The organism is Leptolyngbya sp. AS-A5 (genome assembly GCF_039962495.1).
Taxonomy (GTDB): Bacteria; Cyanobacteriota; Cyanobacteriia; order Leptolyngbyales; family Leptolyngbyaceae; genus Leptolyngbya.
In genome coordinates, this window is sequence record NZ_JAMPLL010000014.1 from 81,642 (window position 1) to 99,337 (window position 17,696).

General features: G+C 48.2%; 19 protein-coding genes. 5 read left to right on the top strand and 14 right to left on the bottom strand.

Annotated features, from left to right (window positions below):
* Nucleotides 1-94 precede the first annotated feature (94 nt).
* From NC980_RS16550 to cax, 7 genes are all read right to left on the bottom strand, one after another.
* Nucleotides 95-1,408: an APC family permease gene (locus tag NC980_RS16550; RefSeq protein ID WP_190377520.1), complete on the bottom strand. Its 1,314-nt coding sequence runs from the start codon at nt 1,406-1,408 to the stop codon at nt 95-97.
* Nucleotides 1,409-1,472: 64 nt separating this feature from the next.
* Nucleotides 1,473-1,967, bottom strand: a complete 495-nt coding sequence (locus tag NC980_RS16555; RefSeq protein ID WP_190377521.1) for a DUF427 domain-containing protein — start codon at nt 1,965-1,967, stop codon at nt 1,473-1,475.
* 20 nt (nt 1,968-1,987) lie between these two features.
* Entirely contained in the window at nt 1,988-2,863 is an 876-nt protein-coding gene (gene prmC / locus NC980_RS16560) for a peptide chain release factor N(5)-glutamine methyltransferase (RefSeq protein WP_190377522.1), read from the bottom strand.
* Between the two features lie 12 nt (nt 2,864-2,875).
* Nucleotides 2,876-3,655, bottom strand: coding sequence for a Tic22 family protein (locus NC980_RS16565; RefSeq protein WP_190377523.1), 780 nt, complete (start codon nt 3,653-3,655; stop codon nt 2,876-2,878).
* Between the two features lie 359 nt (nt 3,656-4,014).
* Entirely contained in the window at nt 4,015-4,206 is a 192-nt protein-coding gene (locus NC980_RS16570) for a hypothetical protein (RefSeq protein WP_190377524.1), read from the bottom strand.
* A 132-nt stretch (nt 4,207-4,338) separates the two neighbouring features.
* Nucleotides 4,339-4,533: a hypothetical protein gene (locus NC980_RS16575; protein ID WP_190377525.1), complete on the bottom strand. Its 195-nt coding sequence runs from the start codon at nt 4,531-4,533 to the stop codon at nt 4,339-4,341.
* Between the two features lie 112 nt (nt 4,534-4,645).
* A complete protein-coding gene (gene cax / locus NC980_RS16580) occupies nt 4,646-5,719 on the bottom strand; it encodes a calcium/proton exchanger (protein WP_190377564.1) in 1,074 nt (357 codons plus the stop codon).
* A gap of 349 nt (nt 5,720-6,068) precedes the next feature.
* On the opposite strand from cax, the gene NC980_RS16585 reads away from it, so the two are divergent.
* The 4 genes from NC980_RS16585 (at nt 6,069) to NC980_RS16600 (ending at nt 9,883) form a co-directional block, all read left to right on the top strand.
* Nucleotides 6,069-6,575: an HMA2 domain-containing protein gene (locus tag NC980_RS16585; protein WP_190377526.1), complete on the top strand. Its 507-nt coding sequence runs from the start codon at nt 6,069-6,071 to the stop codon at nt 6,573-6,575.
* 339 nt (nt 6,576-6,914) lie between these two features.
* Nucleotides 6,915-7,286 (top strand): hypothetical protein, encoded by a 372-nt coding sequence (locus tag NC980_RS16590; RefSeq protein ID WP_190377527.1) that lies wholly within the window; start codon nt 6,915-6,917, stop codon nt 7,284-7,286.
* Between the two features lie 201 nt (nt 7,287-7,487).
* Nucleotides 7,488-8,741, top strand: a complete 1,254-nt coding sequence (locus NC980_RS16595) for an FtsX-like permease family protein (RefSeq protein ID WP_190377565.1) — start codon at nt 7,488-7,490, stop codon at nt 8,739-8,741.
* 344 nt (nt 8,742-9,085) lie between these two features.
* Nucleotides 9,086-9,883 carry an ABC transporter ATP-binding protein gene (locus NC980_RS16600; protein WP_190377528.1) on the top strand — a complete coding sequence of 266 codons (798 nt, stop codon included), beginning with the start codon at nt 9,086-9,088 and terminating at the stop codon, nt 9,881-9,883.
* A gap of 267 nt (nt 9,884-10,150) precedes the next feature.
* Here NC980_RS16600 and NC980_RS16605 read toward each other — a convergent pair whose 3' ends face one another.
* Nucleotides 10,151-10,774 carry a class I SAM-dependent methyltransferase gene (locus NC980_RS16605; RefSeq protein WP_190377529.1) on the bottom strand — a complete coding sequence of 208 codons (624 nt, stop codon included), beginning with the start codon at nt 10,772-10,774 and terminating at the stop codon, nt 10,151-10,153.
* 1 nt (nt 10,775) lies between these two features.
* Nucleotides 10,776-11,933, bottom strand: coding sequence for a site-specific integrase (locus NC980_RS16610; RefSeq protein WP_190377530.1), 1,158 nt, complete (start codon nt 11,931-11,933; stop codon nt 10,776-10,778).
* Between the two features lie 220 nt (nt 11,934-12,153).
* On the opposite strand from NC980_RS16610, the gene hemH reads away from it, so the two are divergent.
* Nucleotides 12,154-13,320 carry a ferrochelatase gene (gene hemH / locus NC980_RS16615; RefSeq protein ID WP_190377531.1) on the top strand — a complete coding sequence of 389 codons (1,167 nt, stop codon included), beginning with the start codon at nt 12,154-12,156 and terminating at the stop codon, nt 13,318-13,320.
* A 39-nt stretch (nt 13,321-13,359) separates the two neighbouring features.
* Here hemH and NC980_RS16620 read toward each other — a convergent pair whose 3' ends face one another.
* From NC980_RS16620 to NC980_RS16640, 5 genes are all read right to left on the bottom strand, one after another.
* On the bottom strand, nt 13,360-14,661 hold the full coding sequence (locus tag NC980_RS16620; protein WP_190377532.1) for an ATP-binding protein: 1,302 nt from the start codon (nt 14,659-14,661) through the stop codon (nt 13,360-13,362).
* 173 nt (nt 14,662-14,834) lie between these two features.
* Nucleotides 14,835-15,965, bottom strand: coding sequence for a DNA-processing protein DprA (dprA, locus tag NC980_RS16625; protein ID WP_190377533.1), 1,131 nt, complete (start codon nt 15,963-15,965; stop codon nt 14,835-14,837).
* 106 nt (nt 15,966-16,071) lie between these two features.
* On the bottom strand, nt 16,072-16,695 hold the full coding sequence (locus tag NC980_RS16630; RefSeq protein WP_190377534.1) for a DUF2301 domain-containing membrane protein: 624 nt from the start codon (nt 16,693-16,695) through the stop codon (nt 16,072-16,074).
* A gap of 30 nt (nt 16,696-16,725) precedes the next feature.
* Nucleotides 16,726-16,953, bottom strand: coding sequence for a gas vesicle protein GvpG (locus NC980_RS16635; RefSeq protein ID WP_190377535.1), 228 nt, complete (start codon nt 16,951-16,953; stop codon nt 16,726-16,728).
* Between the two features lie 3 nt (nt 16,954-16,956).
* Nucleotides 16,957-17,694 (bottom strand): GvpL/GvpF family gas vesicle protein, encoded by a 738-nt coding sequence (locus NC980_RS16640; RefSeq protein ID WP_190377536.1) that lies wholly within the window; start codon nt 17,692-17,694, stop codon nt 16,957-16,959.
* Nucleotides 17,695-17,696: the final 2 nt, after the last annotated feature.

A 17,696-nucleotide genomic window follows, 5' to 3' on the forward strand; every position in this document is an offset into this window, starting at 1 on the left:
TATGGGGCATATCTTTCTTATCCATGCTAAGAGATCGCGATCGTAAGACTCGGTTTCTGCACCGATTTGATCACGATCGCCGCATAAATGACGCTCAAGAGTCTGAGAGCGTCCCTCTCATGAACACATCCCGCAGCACAATCAGCAGCACTCCAACCGCCATAAATGCGAGTCCCAACCCGCGGCTTTCATTTGAGGCAAAGGCAATTAAACCTAAATTGAGCAACAGCGCTAGAACCGGAACGACGATCGGAACCCGAAATCCTCTAGTCTGCGGATCGCGCCGTTTAATCACAAGCAGTGAAACATTGACCAGACAGAACATCACAAGGATTAAGGTTGCAGTCGCACCCGCCAGGAGTTGAATCGTGCCTGAAACAGCAAGCGCGATCGCCATCGGCACAATCACTAGAAATGTACGGTAGGGGGTCGATCGCTCTGGATGCAATCTGCTAAACCAAGCGGGCAGTAAACCTTCACGCGACATTCCATAAATTAATCGCGATGCGGTTACAAAGTTCAACAGCGCTGTATTCAAAACTGCGAACGCAGCAATCACCGTAAAAATAACGGGTGGGAAATTGGGTTGTGCGCGGCGTACTACATCTAGCAAGGGCGCTTTCGAGGCAGCCAACGCTGCTGGATCGAGTACCTGAACCGACAGCCACGAAACCAGAATGTAAACCACACCCGCAATGCTTAACGCAATCACGATCGCCCTTGGCACATCGCGTTCAGGATTTTTGGCTTCTTCCGCAACATTCACCAAATCCTCAAACCCGATAAAGGCATAGAACGCGAGCGCGGCTCCCTGGATTACGGCTGACCAACCGATCGGCGGTTGCGCGGTTGCTGCAATTGCTACCGTCGAGTTTCCTCCAAGTAGAAAAGCGGATGTGACCAAGATGACAATGATCAGCCCCGAAACTTCGAGCGTCGTACACACCACATTCAAGGCTGAAGACTCTTTCATGCCTCGAAAGTTCACGAAGGTTAGACCGGCAAACAGCGCTAGAATAATCAACCAGTCTGGCAATCCGGGCGCGATCGCAATTACATATCCGGCGAACGCTCTAGAAATGGTTGCCATCGAAATAACGCAGGTGCAAAACATCAACCAGCCCACCAGAGTTGAGAGCCAGTTTGTCCGAAATGCCCGATGTACAAAGTAGGCAACGCCACCACTTTTGGGAAATCGACTACCCATTTCGGCATAGCTGAGTGCGGTAAATGCAGCAACGACCATTGCAAGAACGAACGAAGCCCAAACTAAAGCACCGGATAGTCCTGCAATTCTGCCAACGACTGCATAAATTCCAGCGCCTAGAATGTCTCCCACGCCGTAAATAACAAGCATGGGTAAACTAAACACACGCTTGAGTGAATCCGCTTCTGCACTGGGTTCCATAAGCTTTGCTCTTGTCTATACTTTCCGTAAGTATAGAGGGTTCGATCGACTCCTCCGGAGAGATTTACCAACCCCAAGATCCGGGTTCGCCCTTAAACGGACCTACGACATCGCTCGTAATCCAACCGCCATAAAACTGTCCGGGTTGCGGTGTCACTTTCTCGCCATCGACATAACACGCATCCATTGGAGCAGCGTAAAAAGCGACATAATTTTGGATGGCGCTGAAGTTCGGAGTCGGAGTGCTGTAGTACCAAGCAACATCGATCGCTGTTTTATCCCCAACTTTGACGCTGTAATAGCTTCCTTGTCCTTTCCATTCGCAGAAAGTCGATCGACTCGATGGACTCAGATACTCTTGCTGAATGTCCTCCGGTGGAATGTAGTAGGTCGGTGGATGGCTGGTTTCAAGAACCCGCATTGCTCGTTCTGTGTCTACGATCGTCACACTGTTAAAAACGATCTGAATTCGCTTATTTACAGGCTCTAAGCGAGGAGGACGGGGATAATTCCAGACAGATTCTTGTCCGGGCTGTGGCTGAATGGGAGTAGGACACATAGATATTATTTACATAGGTTTTACTTTCGGTAAGCGATCGCGAATCGTTCAATCCCAGCGAGGTCTTTGTGGATTGTAATGCGATCGTAGCTGCCTTGGGCTGAAAGCAGGGCTGCGATCGTATCGGCTTGCCCCATCATCATCTCGATCATCCAAACGCCGCCAGAAATTAAGTAATCTGGAGCCGTTTGAATCAAGTGCCGAATACTTTCCAAGCCATCAGTACCCCCATCTAAAGCTAAATGAGGTTCATGCAGTCTAACTTCTGGTTCGAGCGTTGAAACGGTTTCGGTGGGAATGTAAGGCGGATTGGAAACCACGCCGCTGAGCGAATGTTTTAGATGCGTGATCGGCTCAAACCAATTCCCTTGATAAAACTGAATCTTTGCGTTGAGCGATTCAGCGTTTGATTTTGCGATCGCTAAAGCTTCCTCGCTGCGATCGACCGCATGAACTGTCGCACTGGGCAGCGATAACGCCAGTCCGATTGCGATCGCACCGCTCCCTGTTCCCAAATCTACCCACTGACCCGCTTTGAGCCTGGAATCTTGAGCAATCGCAAAATCAATGAGTAGCTCTGTCTCGGGTCGCGGGATCAGCACTCCGGGAGCAACTTTTAACTCAAAATTCCGCCACGGGGCAATACCTGCAAGATATTGAACAGGAGTGCGCTCCGCGATGCGTTGTTGCCATGCACGATCGAGAGCGCTGAACGACACATTTGACGGAATCGGTTGATCGGGCTGCAAGCGCAAAAAAAGCCGATCGACTCCTGCCAGTTCTTGCAAGAGCCAATCGACTTCATTCGGGGAAATGTCATGCGCGATCGACTGATTTTTCGCAGTCGATCGCCAGCGCCAAAGCTGAAGCCCAGGAATCAAGAAGTGATCTTTCATCCAGTGTTTTTTCTAACGTCTGGGTGCAGGTTGCGGTGCGGGTCTTTGCTGCGGTTGTTGGGGTCTTTGTTGTTGTTGCCGTTGCACAAATTCCAGCGTTTCTCTCGGTGGAATCAGCACAATCTTATCGAGTTGCGGATCTTTTTCTTTCTGCATCGCCTGCATCACGCCTTCGAGCGGAAAGACCTGGATATCAACCGTTTTAGCGAGATCCGGCTTTTGTTGCTTAAAGCGATCGACAAGGGGCTGTAAGTCTTCTTTGCTAAAGAACATGGGGATTACAGACTGATTTCCTTCTTGAATCGTCAGAAATCCTTTGTCTTTACCTGCGCGGGCAACAAACAGCGGCGTTCCATTGAACTGCGCCACATTCTGACCGCTCGCTTTGAGAATTGCTACCGCAGAATCAAGCTGTTGCTTGGTCGGGACATAGGCAAAATCAAGCTTGTCGGGCTTGCCTTGGCTGCCTTGATTCAGTTGATACACTTCTGCTAGCGACACGGGGACAACTCTGACATCCTTTGCCAGTGCTGGATTTCTTGTCTTCAAGTTTTCGAGAAAAGCGTTGGCATCTCTTTGGCTGATAAACACACCTGCCACCGGATTTCCTTTCTGACCGTTTGGCGGTTGAGCAACCAGCGGCGCACCTTGGTTATTGGCGATCGTAAACACAGGGACAACCTGTAGCTTTTGCTTAATCTGCTCTGGAGTCAGGGCGAGTGCTTGCAATCCGGCAAGCAGGGTTCCGCCTACCAGTGCCGCAGTTGTACTCCAACGAACCAATGATTTCATGTTTGCTCCTGGGTTCAAAAACGATACGTCAACTGAAATCTGAGGCGTTTACTGTCCCGTCGATTCGACTGCGATCGCCTTGATTCAATCGTTGCATCGAATCGGTTTTGTCTAGTTGTGTGACTCTAACCCTTGCAAATTAGTTTCCACACAAATCATTACAAACGTTCAGAATCCTGAACAATTCGTTAAACAATTCTCGGAAATATTAGCACCGTTTGGTCGGGTTGTGGCGTTCAACCTGAAATCATCGATTATTTAGCAATCGCACTGCCTGCGTTCTACACACTTAAAGTTGCGAGGTTAGGGTTAGATCGAATACATGCAGGAGAAAATCTGCGGCTGAAAGAAACAATCGCCTAACGTTTTGCTAATTCAGGTTGTTTCATCATTCCCAAGGGAAGCGAAGCAGAGAAACTACCCTTATCATGGGTACTTTCAGCGTGATCCGTGGGATTGATGGAATGGCTATTGATGCTAACCGCAGTAGGTTCAGCGATCGAGGTTGTCAGTACAGCAGCTTGATCGATTTCAGTGGAGTCAGCGATCATAGACAGCTTCCACGACTTCCACTTTCTTTTCTAGGAAAGCTTCTGCATGAACATGCTCTGAACGAATGCCGAGACTGTTAGCGATTTAGCATTGTTGCTCATGACTTAGGAGCCACTGCAAGTGGCTCCTCTTTATCGTTGTGTGCCGCTAAAAAGTTCAGCCAGCCATTGCGTCATCTCTGTCATCAAGGTAGCTAGCCATTCTGCAATGTATGTTTGTGCCATTTCTGCAATCCAGCCAACTACAAATTCAGAGAAGAACTGTGCGATCGTCGCTACAATCACTTCTACAACAAATTCAGTAATCCAAACAATAATACTGCTCACAATTTCACCCGATGAATGGTGTACAAGTCACTAGCTTTCATTCAAGCAGAGATCAGCATTCTAGAGCGTTACAGCTAGGTTTCTCGCTCATCAGATCTCAATAGAGCTTAGTTTAGGGATGAAAATAGAATGCTGCTCCCACTGCTGCATAAGTTACAAGTAGCATTGCACCTTCGAGCCAGTTGGACTTACCATCGCTGCTAATCGAATTTGTTAACAGCACTGCGATCGCCACCGCTAATACTTCAAAGGTATTGAATTCTAAGTTCATCGGCTGTCCTAGAAACCGCCCAATAATCACTAACAATGGCGCAGCGAACATAGCAATCTGTAAGCTCGAACCCATTGCCACGGCAACAGATAAATCCATCTTGTTCTTAACAGCAAACGTTGCGGCTGTAATGTACTCAACTGCACCCCCAAAGATGGGAATCAAGATGACACCTGTAAACAAATCGGTAAATCCGAGTGTCGAGATTGCCTTCTCTAAACTCGAAACCAGCACCTCAGACACAAACACCAGCGCGATCGTACACCCTAACAACACTCCCACTTGTCGCCATAGCTGCGATTTGTCCTGGCCTTCAAAGACGTGCTCAATTTCAGTATCTGCAATCTGATAGATATGACTGTGCGTTTTCATCGAGAACAACAGCATCAATCCGTAAAAGAGCAGTAGCAAAACGGAAAGAACTAGAGAAAAGTCATTTAGCGTCTTTTCCTGCAAGCCGGTAGAAGTAAGATGAATTGCCGCAGGGGTTAACAAGACAACTAGCGCTAGATTCAGCGATGACGCATTGAGCCGAGCTACCGTTGGCTGAAAGCTTTGTTCTTTGTAGCGAAGACCACCCAGCAGAGTTGCAAGTCCCAGTGCTAGGAGCAAGTTTGCCACGATCGTTCCTGTGATACTGGCTTTAACAACGTCGACTAACCCCGCCCGCAATGCCACGATCGACACAATCAGTTCTGTCGCATTTCCAAAGGTGGAATTGAGCAAGCCCCCAAAGGTTGGGCCAATCACCTCAGCAATGCCCTCAGTCGAATGAGCAATTCGCGCCGCTAGTGGAACGATCGCCAATCCTGATGCAATAAACACCAGTACCGGATTTAGCTCCAGCCGTTCTGCAATTAGCGCGATCGGGATAAATACCAGGAAAGAAAGTAATACCAAATCTTTCTTGGACATCTTTGAGTCTTTCGCCACGGTTGTCATGCTTTTGACCTCTGAATCTGCCATTCTGACTTTTGAATATATTGAGGAATTAAAATCGTTAAATCAAGCTAGGAAGAGATGAAATTCAATCTGAGGTTGGGACGTATCGAGTTGTATCAGAAATTTGTCCTGTCCATTATTACGCAGATTAAATACACAGGCTGGAACTGTTGGTTTCCCTTAACAGATGCCCTGCATAATAGACTTTGGTGAATATTAACTTTGGTAGATATTAATTTTGCAATCAGTGTGTCTGCTCTAGGTTTTTTCTCTAAAAGCAGCAGGCTAAAATGTAGTCAACTGACGTTAGATTACAACTCCTTTGGAACCAGTAGGATATCAAATCGTTCATTCGATCTCTGGACGCATTCGCATTCGAGTGCCCTGGATCGAATCCGATCCACAAGCAAGCAGCGATTATCAACGCTTAATTGAAGAATTGAGCGGAGTTAAAACAGTGCGAATTAGTCCACTAGCGCAGTCGATCATTGTGGAATATAACGCTAGGGCGATCAGTATTTCTAAAATGGCAGAGTTAATGATTGCCTTGATGCAACAAGTGAAGCTAACTCCTCCTGCTGATGCCTCAACTGTTGAGCAAGAGCCGTCTTCTGAATCTGCTACCCCCGAATCTTACGAAGTCAGCGATCCAGAGCCAACCCCTAAACGCTCAGTCCCACTAGAATCGACCACAAACCACTCGCCCCTAAAGCAACCTTTTGTAGAGCAAAGTTTTGTAGAGCGAAGTTCTGCACCACTGCCCTCTGAACCAAAACCAACCTTCATTCCTGAGATTCCTTCACCGTGGGATGAAGACATTTCAGGATAAAGTGCGACATCAATGCCAGAAGAACCAGAGTCACCGACGATCGACACACCTACACCTGCTCCAAGTTGTTCGACTGCCTCACTTGCTAAACGCTTAAAGGTGGCTTCGCAAGCCATCACTCGTCGGTGACCAAATCAGATTTTGCACAAATCAGATTTTGCACAATGGACACAGGTACAAGACCCAGAAGGGATTGCATAGCACTATGACGAACACGATCGCTCATTTCGTCTAGTCGCATCTACACCCTCACAAATCGAATAGCGAAGTTTTAAGCAGACCACCAGCAAACGTATTTCCAAAGCTACAATCAGTATCTCAGTTTGGATTGAAACTCCTATGTCAACCTTGCTTCCGATCGTCAGTATGCCGGGATTGCCAGAAGCGCGAGTTACTTTGGACAATCAAGGCTGGATTCCGCTTCCACAGTTGCAAACTCGTGACACCACCGTTCATGCGTTTTTGTCGGTGAATCCGCCTGCGAATGCAGAGGAAACATTCTGGTTGGCAGTGAGAGAGTGTTTAGTCGCTGCCAGTGCAAGTGCAATCATTGCAGGAACGATGACAGGCGGAATTGCAGCACTCCCCACGTTTATGCGTGTGTTCGGAATGAAGGCAGCAACCAAAGGACTCGAATTAGTTGGAAACCAATTTCAACTCGTCACGAAAACAACATACGGCGAGTGGAATGCTTATGTCGGCTTATCTTAAGCGAGACTCCAAACCCGCGTGAAACTTCTGTTGCACAACTTTTTGAACTTGATTGCTCCTACTCGCCTAAAGGGAACGGTATAACCAGGAAATTGGTCGTACCATTTACTGTAGATTCTCTGATCCATGACCGTTCAACTCGATCGTTCTGCTTCACGCCGTGTTTGCGCTGTCCGACCCACCCTGCTGCCTCTCCGTCCTATGGCTTCGATCGCCCGCAAAAATCTGTTTGAGGACATTCCGCGCTTCCTAGTTGCTCAAGCTGGCATCGTCTTCGCTGTCAGTCTCGTGACGATTCAGGTTGGAGTGTTGCGCGGATTCGATCGCTCCGTTGCTCGACTGGTGGATCAATCCAACGCCGATCTTTGGGTCGCTTCCAAAGACATCGTGCATCTAGAACTCTCTTCTCCGATGCCTGCCCAACGAGTCCAAGACGCACAAAAAATTCCAGGGATCGATCGTGCCGAAGCCTTGATGATCCGAACGAGCATTTGGCGCGACAGTACTGGCAAGATCAACCCGATTCGGATTTTTGGCTTTGACCCAAACAGCCGCATATTTGCGGGATGGCAAGTGAACCAAGGAAGCCTCTCAGCCCTGAATCAGCCCTACACGGTCATGGTCGATTCTAAGAGCGTGAAAGCATTAGGACTGAATCAGTTAAACGATCGCGCTACGATCGGAGCCTTTAATGCCTTACCTGCACAATTTGTCGGCACCACAGAAGATACGCAGTCGATCGCTTCGAGTTCTTTCATCTACACTTCTTTAGAAAACGCGAATGCGTATGGGATCGGCGGAGCCGATACCGGAGTGACCTGTACTCGTCAGGCAGCGGGCGAAATTGCCTGTTTGAACCAAAACCCAGGATTCAATAATCCAGTTGCCAATCCCGCTTCTCCACGTCGCGTCAACGTTCAAGATCCAATCTCTTTCGTTCTCATTCGCGCCAAACCGGGACAAGATCTCAACCAGCTAAAACAACGGCTCGAAGCTACCCTACCGAATACCCGCGCTTTTACTCAGTCCGAAATTGCTAATCTCACCCGCTCTTATTGGACAACGCGTACCGGAGTTGGCTTTATCCTCGGACTCGGTGCCACGGTCGGCTTTATTGTCGGGATGGTGATCGTCGGACAGATCCTCTATTCCTCGGTTTCCGACCATATGCGCGAGTTTGGAACTCTCAAAGCAATGGGCGCGTCAAACTGGGTAATCTACAGCGTGATTCTAGAACAAGCGCTCTGGATGGCAGTCTTAGGATACATTCCCAGTATTGCCCTCTGTCTTGGATTGGGTGCGTGGACACAAGCGGCGCAAGGCATCATGATTTTGATCACGCCTGCGACGGGAGCCGGAATGTTTGTATTAACCGTGGTGATGTGCGTTGGATCAGCCTTGTTTGCAGTACAAAAAGTGACCAGGGTTGATCCAGCGATCGTGTTTAAAGCGTGAAGTGGACGAATTTTCCCTGAAACTACGGGGATCAGCGTAAAATCTTCAATAATCTCTTAGATTCTTAACGGGAAGATGGTACTTCTTTTCATGCACTCTCGACATTTGTACACACAACTGTCACATGAATTCATCCGATCGCGAAATTTGAACTTCTAAAATGTATCTAGAGTCTAAGCCTCTAGAGGATGAAATCTTTGCCTCACCCTAGCTATGGTTGGAGTAGAGATTTTCACTTGCCTCAGGCTTAGTGAATTGCCCTCCCTGTCACAATTAGAACGTTTTCGACACCGCTCCCCACACTTTATTTCTTCTCAACTGTTTTCCTACCGTCTGTTAAAAGAATGACTGCAACTTCGATTGATTGGATGTTTCGTACTGAGGAGCGGGCGATCGAATCCCGATCCGGTAGTTTGGAGCGGGCGGATAGCGCGATCGCTGCCTCTGGGGTCGAAATGGTGTACCAGACGGGCGGGGAGCGCTATCAAGCACTTAAACAAGTAGATTTGTCGGTACGGTGCGGTGATATTCAGCTTTTGATGGGGCCATCGGGATCAGGCAAAACTACGCTGCTCTCGATTCTAGCGGGGATCTTGACTCCAACTGCGGGAGCGGTGCGTCTCATGGGTCAGGAGATTACCAAGCTCTCCGGTTCTAAGTTAGCCCAATTCCGCCTGGAGAACATCGGCTTTATTTTCCAGGGGTTCAATCTATTTCCAGCCCTAAGCGCGATCGAGAATGTTGAAGTTGCGCTCAATCTCAAAGGGATTCGAGGTAAAGCAGCCCACCAACAAGCGATGGAATTGCTTGAGCAGGTTGGACTCGCCGATCGCGCCAATCGCCAACCGCGAGACCTCTCTGGCGGTCAGAAACAGCGCGTCGCGATTGCGCGTGCTCTTGCAGGCAATCCTGCTCTCATCATGGCAGATGAGCCAACCGCCGCACTCGATTCTCAAAATGGTCATGCCGTAATCGAACTGCTGCGATCGCTGGCAAAGGAGAAAGGACGAACGGTACTCATCGTGACGCATGATCCTCGAATTGCTGATGTTGCTGACCACATTGCTTATCTTGAAGATGGCATTTTGCAAAGTGACGGTCAATCAACCGTCGATTATTTTCGAGAAAGTTTGAGTCGATGACTCAGCATTTTGGGCGGGATTTTTCTCCCGCTTTTTCCTTTATTCAATTCGGCAATAACCTATCTTCAGGTAGATCGATTTCGTAGGTCACACGTTGTAGTTTATTCATGTGAGCGAAATGCAAGAAGACCTCTTCCAAAGCATCGAGATCACAAGCTGTTTCTATAATTCCGTCCTATAAGAAAAAGTTGATTTATCGAAAAAGCAATTTGCTTTTTCCTAACCCTATCTAAACCATAAGAGCGCTACCCAACGGTGGCGCTCTTATTATTTCTGCGCTTGGATGACCTGTAAACTTCCCCCTGCATAAAGTTGGTAAAACTGCACGTTGAATCCGATTTCTTGTAACAATTCTTTAAGGTCTAAATTGATTAATTTCCAGGCAGTTTCTGTCTCAAATAACCGGAAAAATAAAGCCAATCCAGGAACAAAAATTGGGTTCGTTGGTGCATGAAAATCAACCATCGTAAAGACACCACCCGGTTTTAGAACCCGATGAACTTCCTGTAAAATTTGGCGTAATTGTAACGGCTCCATTTCGTGCATTGCAGCACTGGTATGAACCAGATCAAACGAACGATCGACGATCGGCATTTTTTCTGCAAATGCTTCTATGTATTCCGCTTCGGGGACGTTTTGCTGGGCGCGACGAATCGATAACGGTGAGGCATCGAGTCCGGTAACTTGGCGCGATCGCTGCACCAAAAACCGTGTCGTTTGACCGCTACCACAGCAGAGATCAAGAATTTTCGTTTCTGGCTTGATCTCAATGCCCGTTAATGCCAACTGCCGAAAACGCGCTTCTCCACCCACGCTCAATGCGGCAACTTTTGAAATTCCGTCATACAGCCACTGATACCGATAGCTTAAATCTCTTAAAATCGTTGCCATTTCAATTCCCTTTGCGTCTTCTCAAAGCGTTATCGACCGCTTGCTGCTGATCCCGCTGCGTAATCCACTGATGATACGTCCGCGTGTGAACGAGTACCGAATGTCCCATCATTTTCGCAGCAACCGTATCGGATAACCCAACGTGAATTGTTCTCACTGCCCAAGCATGACGCAGATCGTAAGGAGAAAAGGGTACTCCGTAGCGGCGAAACTGAGCTGTTACCCGTTGCCCCACCTGACGCAAAGTGGTTTTACTTAAATCGGTTTCAACCTGCGGCAATTGAATGTCTCTCAGGTTAAATGCCTCAATCCACTCTGGATAAAATGCCCACACTTGATGGCTTCCGGTTTTCGTCGTCGGCAGCACTTCGATCGAAGTCTCCCCCCGCTCTAGCCCTTTAAAGTTGCAGTAGAACACCTCATGGTTTCTCAATCCAAACGTCGCCATGATGGCGTACACAAACCGCCAAGCTGGATTCGGAATTTTTTCCCAAATTGCCAGAATTTCTTCGTCTGAAGGCAATTGACGCGCTTGGGTCTGACCTGCACCATATCGCCCAGAGAGCGTTTTCAGATCAGTCGGAAGTTTGAGGTTCAGAAATTCAGCAAACGCGCCCAAAGCCGTACAGCAGAGTTGGCGACTGCGCGAATGATTTGCAGTGGAGTGAATCGTTTTATAAAGGACTTCCGTTAGCGATAGGGCGGGAGCATCTGCCGCGATCGTCACCAGTTTTTTCAGATAAGGGGCGTATGCACTTGTCCAAGTCGTTTTCGTAGCAGCGGGATTGAGCGATCGTTGCGGCTGCTCGAAAAAATACTGCTCAAACGCATCAATCTGCTGACTTAGAGATTGCTGACTTAAGCGTTTACCGTCAGTAAAACTGAGATATTCCTGCCAGTCAAATTGATTCTGAATGAGCTGGGCAGCAACAATTTTTGCCTCCTGCTCGATTTGCTTGAGTCCGGCTGGAGTTGCCGGAATTCCTAAGCTGAGTCGCTGTTGATGTGGACGCAAGCGTGAACTTCCCGGACGCGGTGGCAGCGTCCCCCGCAGCGCCAATCGGATGCCTCGCCTCTCTACCTGAAATCCCAATTGCGCGGCTTTCAGTCGCTGATTAGTTTGAGAAATTTTTGCATCTAGCGCCTCTAAATCTGCCATACCTGAACTATGCTAAGAAATGAAAATCAAAAGAATTTCATGTTAAAGGATTTTCATCTTATGCTGAGCCAATCTCATTGTTAATTAAAATTGACATTTGTATGGATTACTTAGCAGTTTGAATTTTTCTTTGAGTTTGCTTAGACTTGCTTCAACGGGTAAGGGATTTTATTGTTAAAATCGGTAACAAAGCTGAGAAAAAAAGGGACATAACATAGCTATGGGTCGCGTAGGAGTCTTACTGCTAAATCTTGGAGGGCCGGACAAGATCGAGGATGTGCGTCCCTTTCTTTACAACTTGTTCGCTGATCCGGAAATTATTCGACTACCGTTCCCGTGGCTTCAGAGTCCACTCGCCTGGTTGATTTCGACGCTGCGATCGAAAAAATCCCAACAAAACTATCTCCAAATTGGTGGTGGCTCTCCGCTGCGCCGCATTACCGAAGAACAGGCGCAAGCGCTTCAAGAGCAACTCCGCCAGCGCGGTCAAGAAGTGAGCGTCTACATCGGAATGCGTTACTGGCATCCGTTCACGGAAGAAGCAATTTCCAGAATCAAACGCGACCAAATCGACAAGCTGGTAGTTCTGCCGCTCTATCCTCAGTTTTCGATCAGCACCAGCGGATCGAGCTTCCGGCTCTTAGAGCAACTTTGGGAAGAAGATCCCACCCTGCAAAAGATTGACTACACCGTTATTCCCACTTGGTACGATCGTCCCGGCTACCTGCAAGCAATGGCAGATTTGATCGCTCAAGAACTCGATCGCTTCGAGCATCCAGACGATGTTCACGTTTTCTTCAGCGCTCACGGTGTTCCGGTGAGCTACGTTGAAGAAGCAGGCGATCCCTATCAGCACGAGATTGAACAGTGTACTGCGCTGATTATGAAGACGCTCGATCGACCCAACTCCTACACCTTGGCGTATCAAAGCCGGGTCGGTCCGGTGGAGTGGCTCAAACCCTATACCGAAGATGCGCTCGAAGAACTCGCGGAAGAAGGAGTAAAAGATCTCGCAGTTGTGCCGATCAGCTTTGTGTCTGAGCATATCGAGACGCTGCAAGAAATTGACATGGAATATCGCGAAGTTGCGGAAGAAGCAGGCATTGAGCGATTTGAGCGGGTTCCGGCTCTCAATACGCACCCAATCTTTATTGGCGAGCTAGCCACGATGGTTACGGATGCGCTAAATGCGCCGTCTGTCCATTTCTCAGAAGTTGCTCGCCCTCAGAAGCGAGTGAAGATGTATCCCCAGGAAGGGTGGGAATGGGGCATGACCACCTCCGCTGAGGTCTGGAACGGACGAGTCGCGATGATTGGCTTGATTGCCTTGATCATTGAGATGATTCTCGGTCGTGGTCCGCTCCACGCTTTTGGACTGCTTGGCTAAGTTATAACTTAATTTTTCTTAGGCTATGGCTTAATTTTTCTATAGGGGAAGCTTGATCGTAAATTCTGTTCCCATACCCTGAGCAGAATTGCATATCAGGCTTCCCCCGTGTTTTTCCACAATAATCTGATAGGCGATCGCGAGTCCCAGTCCTGTTCCTTTACCAACGGGCTTAGTGGTAAACGTTGGCTTGAACATTTCCTGCTGCACCGTTTGGGACATCCCAATGCCGTTATCTCGAATCCGAATGACCACCCGACCCGTCTTTAACTCTGTCACAATCTGAATTTGATGGGGATTCGCGGCGATCTCTGCTGGATCTTTCGCCCGATGGGACTCATCGATCGCATCGATCGCATTTGCCAAAAGATTCATAAAAACTTGATTTAACTGTCCTGGATAACACGGTACAGGCGGAATGTCCGCGTAATTACGAGTCACCTGAATCGCAGGGCGTTGCGAATTCGCTTTTAGGCGATGCTGAAGTAGTAAAAGGGTACTGTCTATTCCCTCCTGAATTTGCAGAGCAATCTCGTTTTCGCTATCGTCACGGGAAAAAACTCGAAGCGACTGGCTAATGTGAGCAATGCGATCGGCAGCAACCTGTAGGGTCTTGAGCAGATGGATTAAATCGGTTTTGAGATATGGCAGATCGATCGCTTCGGCATCTTGCACGATCTCAGCTACAGGATCGGGATAAACCTGGTGATACAGCGCTAGATGATTGAGCAAATCCTGGACATATTGCTGGGCATGGGCAAGGTTTCCAGTGATTGAGTTCAAAGGGTTATTAATCTCATGTCCAATCCCCGACACCAGTTGACCGAGCACGGACATTTTTTCTTGCTGAATTAGTTGTAGTTGAGCGGCTTGTAATTCATCAAGCGATCGCGAAAGTTGGGCGGTTCTCTCAGTCACACGCTGTTCTAATTGCTCGTTCAGTTTCTTTAGCTGACGGGTTTGCTGTCTCAGCCTGAGATGAGTTCGCACACGAGCGAGAACTTCGGCTTGCTGAAACGGCTTTGTGATGTAATCGACTGCTCCAAGTGTCAGCCCTCTCACTTTATTTTCAGGCTGGGTACAAGCTGTAATAAACATGATCGGAATTTCTTCCGTGGTCTCACTGGATTTGATGCGATAGCAGGTCTCAAACCCATCGATTCCCGGCAGCATTACAGCTAACAAGATCAAATCAGGGACAACCTCGCTTAGTTTGGTGATCGCGTCTTCGCCGCTTTTTGCAGCTAAGGTTTCGTATCCAGCGGTCTCCAAGACCTCCAGCAGAACGCACATATCTGTCGCGTTGCTCTCCACTATTAAAATTAGATTCTGTTCCGTCATGCTGTTAAAGTAGCCCGATGAAGCTATTTAAATCGTTTGGTGATCGCAAACTTCTGCCCATTGTAGGATTTTTTCTACAGCGGCGAGATCAGCTAAACTTCCGTATTTTTGTTTAAAGTTCAGAGAAACTGCCGACTTAAACCAGCAAAAATACGTCAATGAGTCCTTTCTTTCTACGATCGCACTTGATACCGCATTCCAGGAACTTGAGTAACGAGTCCGATTAGCTCTAGCTGTAACAATGAGCTGGATACGGTTGCAGTAGACATCGCTGCGGTTTGAACAATGAGATCGAATGGAGCCGAAGCATAGTTAGATTGCTGAGCGATCGTCGAGATGGCTTGTAATACTTGCGATAATTCAGGCGCGAGATCGAGCAGAGGGGGCTGTGTCGATTCGGGTTCTCTCGTTTGATCGAGCGCTGGAATCGCTCCGATCGCTTCAATCAGTTCTGATTCACCCAAAATGATCTGAGCGCCCTTGCTCATTAGCGCTAAACAGCCGCCCGATCTGGGATTATCAAGACTTCCTGGAAGCGCATATACCTCTCGACCGTACTCGTTTGCCAGGGTTGCTGTGATCAGTGCGCCTGATTTGATCGGGGCTTCCATCACTAAGACTGCACGAGATAAGCCCGCAACGATGCGATTGCGCCGGGGGAAGTGAGCGCGATCGGGCTGGGTTCCAGCAGGATATTCGCTCAGAGCCAGTCCGGTTTCAAGCAGTTGATCATACAGGCGGCGATTTTTGTAGGGGTAAACTACGTCTACGCCTGTTCCAAGAACGGCGATCGTTTGACCCCCTGCTTCGAGGCAACTGCTATGAGCTTCAGCATCAATGCCGTCGGCTAAGCCCGACATCACAATAAATCCGTGCTGCGCTAGAGTTTTGCTGAGTTTGCGAGTCCAGCGTCTGCCATAGTCGGAGGGTTGGCGAGTTCCGACGATTGCAACGGCGCTTTGGCGATCGAGGTCTCGAATCAAGCTCAAATCACCTCGGTAGTAGAGAACCGGGGGCGGATCGGGAATTTCAGCGAGGAGCTGTGGATAATCTAGATCAGCAGGCGTGAGAAAGTCTTGAGTTTCGTGGTCTTGCAGGAGGCGATCGACCTGAATTTGATGACGATGAGCGCAGATTGCGATCGCGCTTTGCTTTCCGATGCCTTCAACTTCTGCTAATTCTTCTGGTGTAACCGTCCAAGCGGTACTCAAACTGCCAAAATGAGTCTGAATTCGCTTTTGCAAAACGGCTCCGACTCCTGAAACCTTTGACCAAGCTAGCCAAAATGCGCGTTCTTCACTCAAGGAATAATCCTCAAAACCCCAGTTTCAGTATTCCCGTATTCAGAGTTAATAGATTATGAGCTGGGTTGTTCGTCGAGCGTGGCATTTGTTAATTGCTTTCTCTTTTCTAGCTCTGAGTCTTGAGATACTCAAACACACTTTTATCCCCGATATCGGGTGGGATAGATTGAATTGATTTCCGAATTGCGAAAACGATGAATAGGACTGCCCAACCTCCTAATAATGCTTGTTCCCACAAGATTGGCAGCCATCTGGTTAGGTGTCCAAGCAATAGCAGTGGCACGACCGGCGTGAGTAATTTTGTCTCAAAGCGATTAAAGCAAACTGCCTCTTTGAAGAAAATTCCGGTTAACGCTGCGAACGTGAATCCAACTCCAAAAATCCAAATGGGATGCTGATACACATACAATCCCAACGGCTCAGAACTCATGAATAAGAGCGCGATCGAAGCGATTCCGCCGATTACCCAGAATGCCTGAAGTGCTAGATGCAGGGGTTTGAGATAGATATGAATCGTAAATAAACTGACTCCTAATGCTGCCCAAAAGATGAAATAGAGTGGCGTAATCCAAGCGTAATTTTGGAGAAAAGCGAATCCGGTCGCGATCGCAAAACTCAACGCAGCGGTCGCGAGTCCAGTGCGGTAGACAATCACGCCTTGTCGATCGTGATCATCGAGCGTGAACGTTCCGAATTGTCCTTGATATACGATCTGTTCTTGAGTTTGCATAAGAGTATCAATGCGACTCTTCTATGCTACTCAAGAGCAATTCTGATCTTCGAGAGCTTGAATTGCCAGCAACAATTCTTCTTCCTGAACTTCAAATTCTTCCTCCGGAATCTCACCCAGATCAAAGGCAAGCTGTAGCGCCAGCAATCGCTTATTCAAGTTCTCGGTCTGATCTAGCTCAGCATCAACTCGCTCTTGGATTTGCTCAGCGATCCAACCCAGTCCAGTCACGGGGGCAAATAACAAACGTAAAACCATGCTTCACCCCTGATCGAACTGTGCGAAATTGTAAGGAGCCGTGAAATCGTTGTAGCGAATCTTCAAACGTCCCTCGAACTGCTGATCGAGCCATTCCACTTTTTGACTAAATTCCGATTCCAAATCCCACGGAATTAAGTAGGCTGCATTGTAGATCATTGCTTCTGTCAGCAATTCGTTTTCGACTGCTTCAAGCGCCATCGAATTAAGCGTGGTTTGAAAGGCAGCGACGATCGATTCGCGTCGATCGTTCATCGCTTGTTCGATCGCTTGCCCAATGTGGACAATCTCATCCATACTGAGCGATTTTCCTTCTAAGCTGTCTCGCTTGGTTCTCAGTGCTGCATCTTGCGCCATCAATGCTTTTAGTTCTTCGGCGCTATCCCAAAATAGTTTGATGCTGACTTCTCGGTGTCCTGACAGCTTTTCAAACAGACGGTGAAGATGATCAGAGTGCGGTGCAGTCAGTTGGTGAGCAACGGTTTCCCAAGTGTCGATCGTTAAACCAAACTGGAGCGGTAATAAGGTGCGATATCCTGCTCTCATCGCTTGTTCTAATACTTTTTCGTGTCCAAGCAGATTGCGCCGACTTGCAAGGTAACGGTCTTGTTTTGCTTCGGAGTACAAAAACGCAAATCCGTCTATGATTTCGGTTTGAACAGGCTTTTGGTCTAGTCCTTGAAGTTCAAGGTTTTGAGGGCCGGGAGCGGGGAAAATGCCGTAGAGATAAAGATTGCTCATCG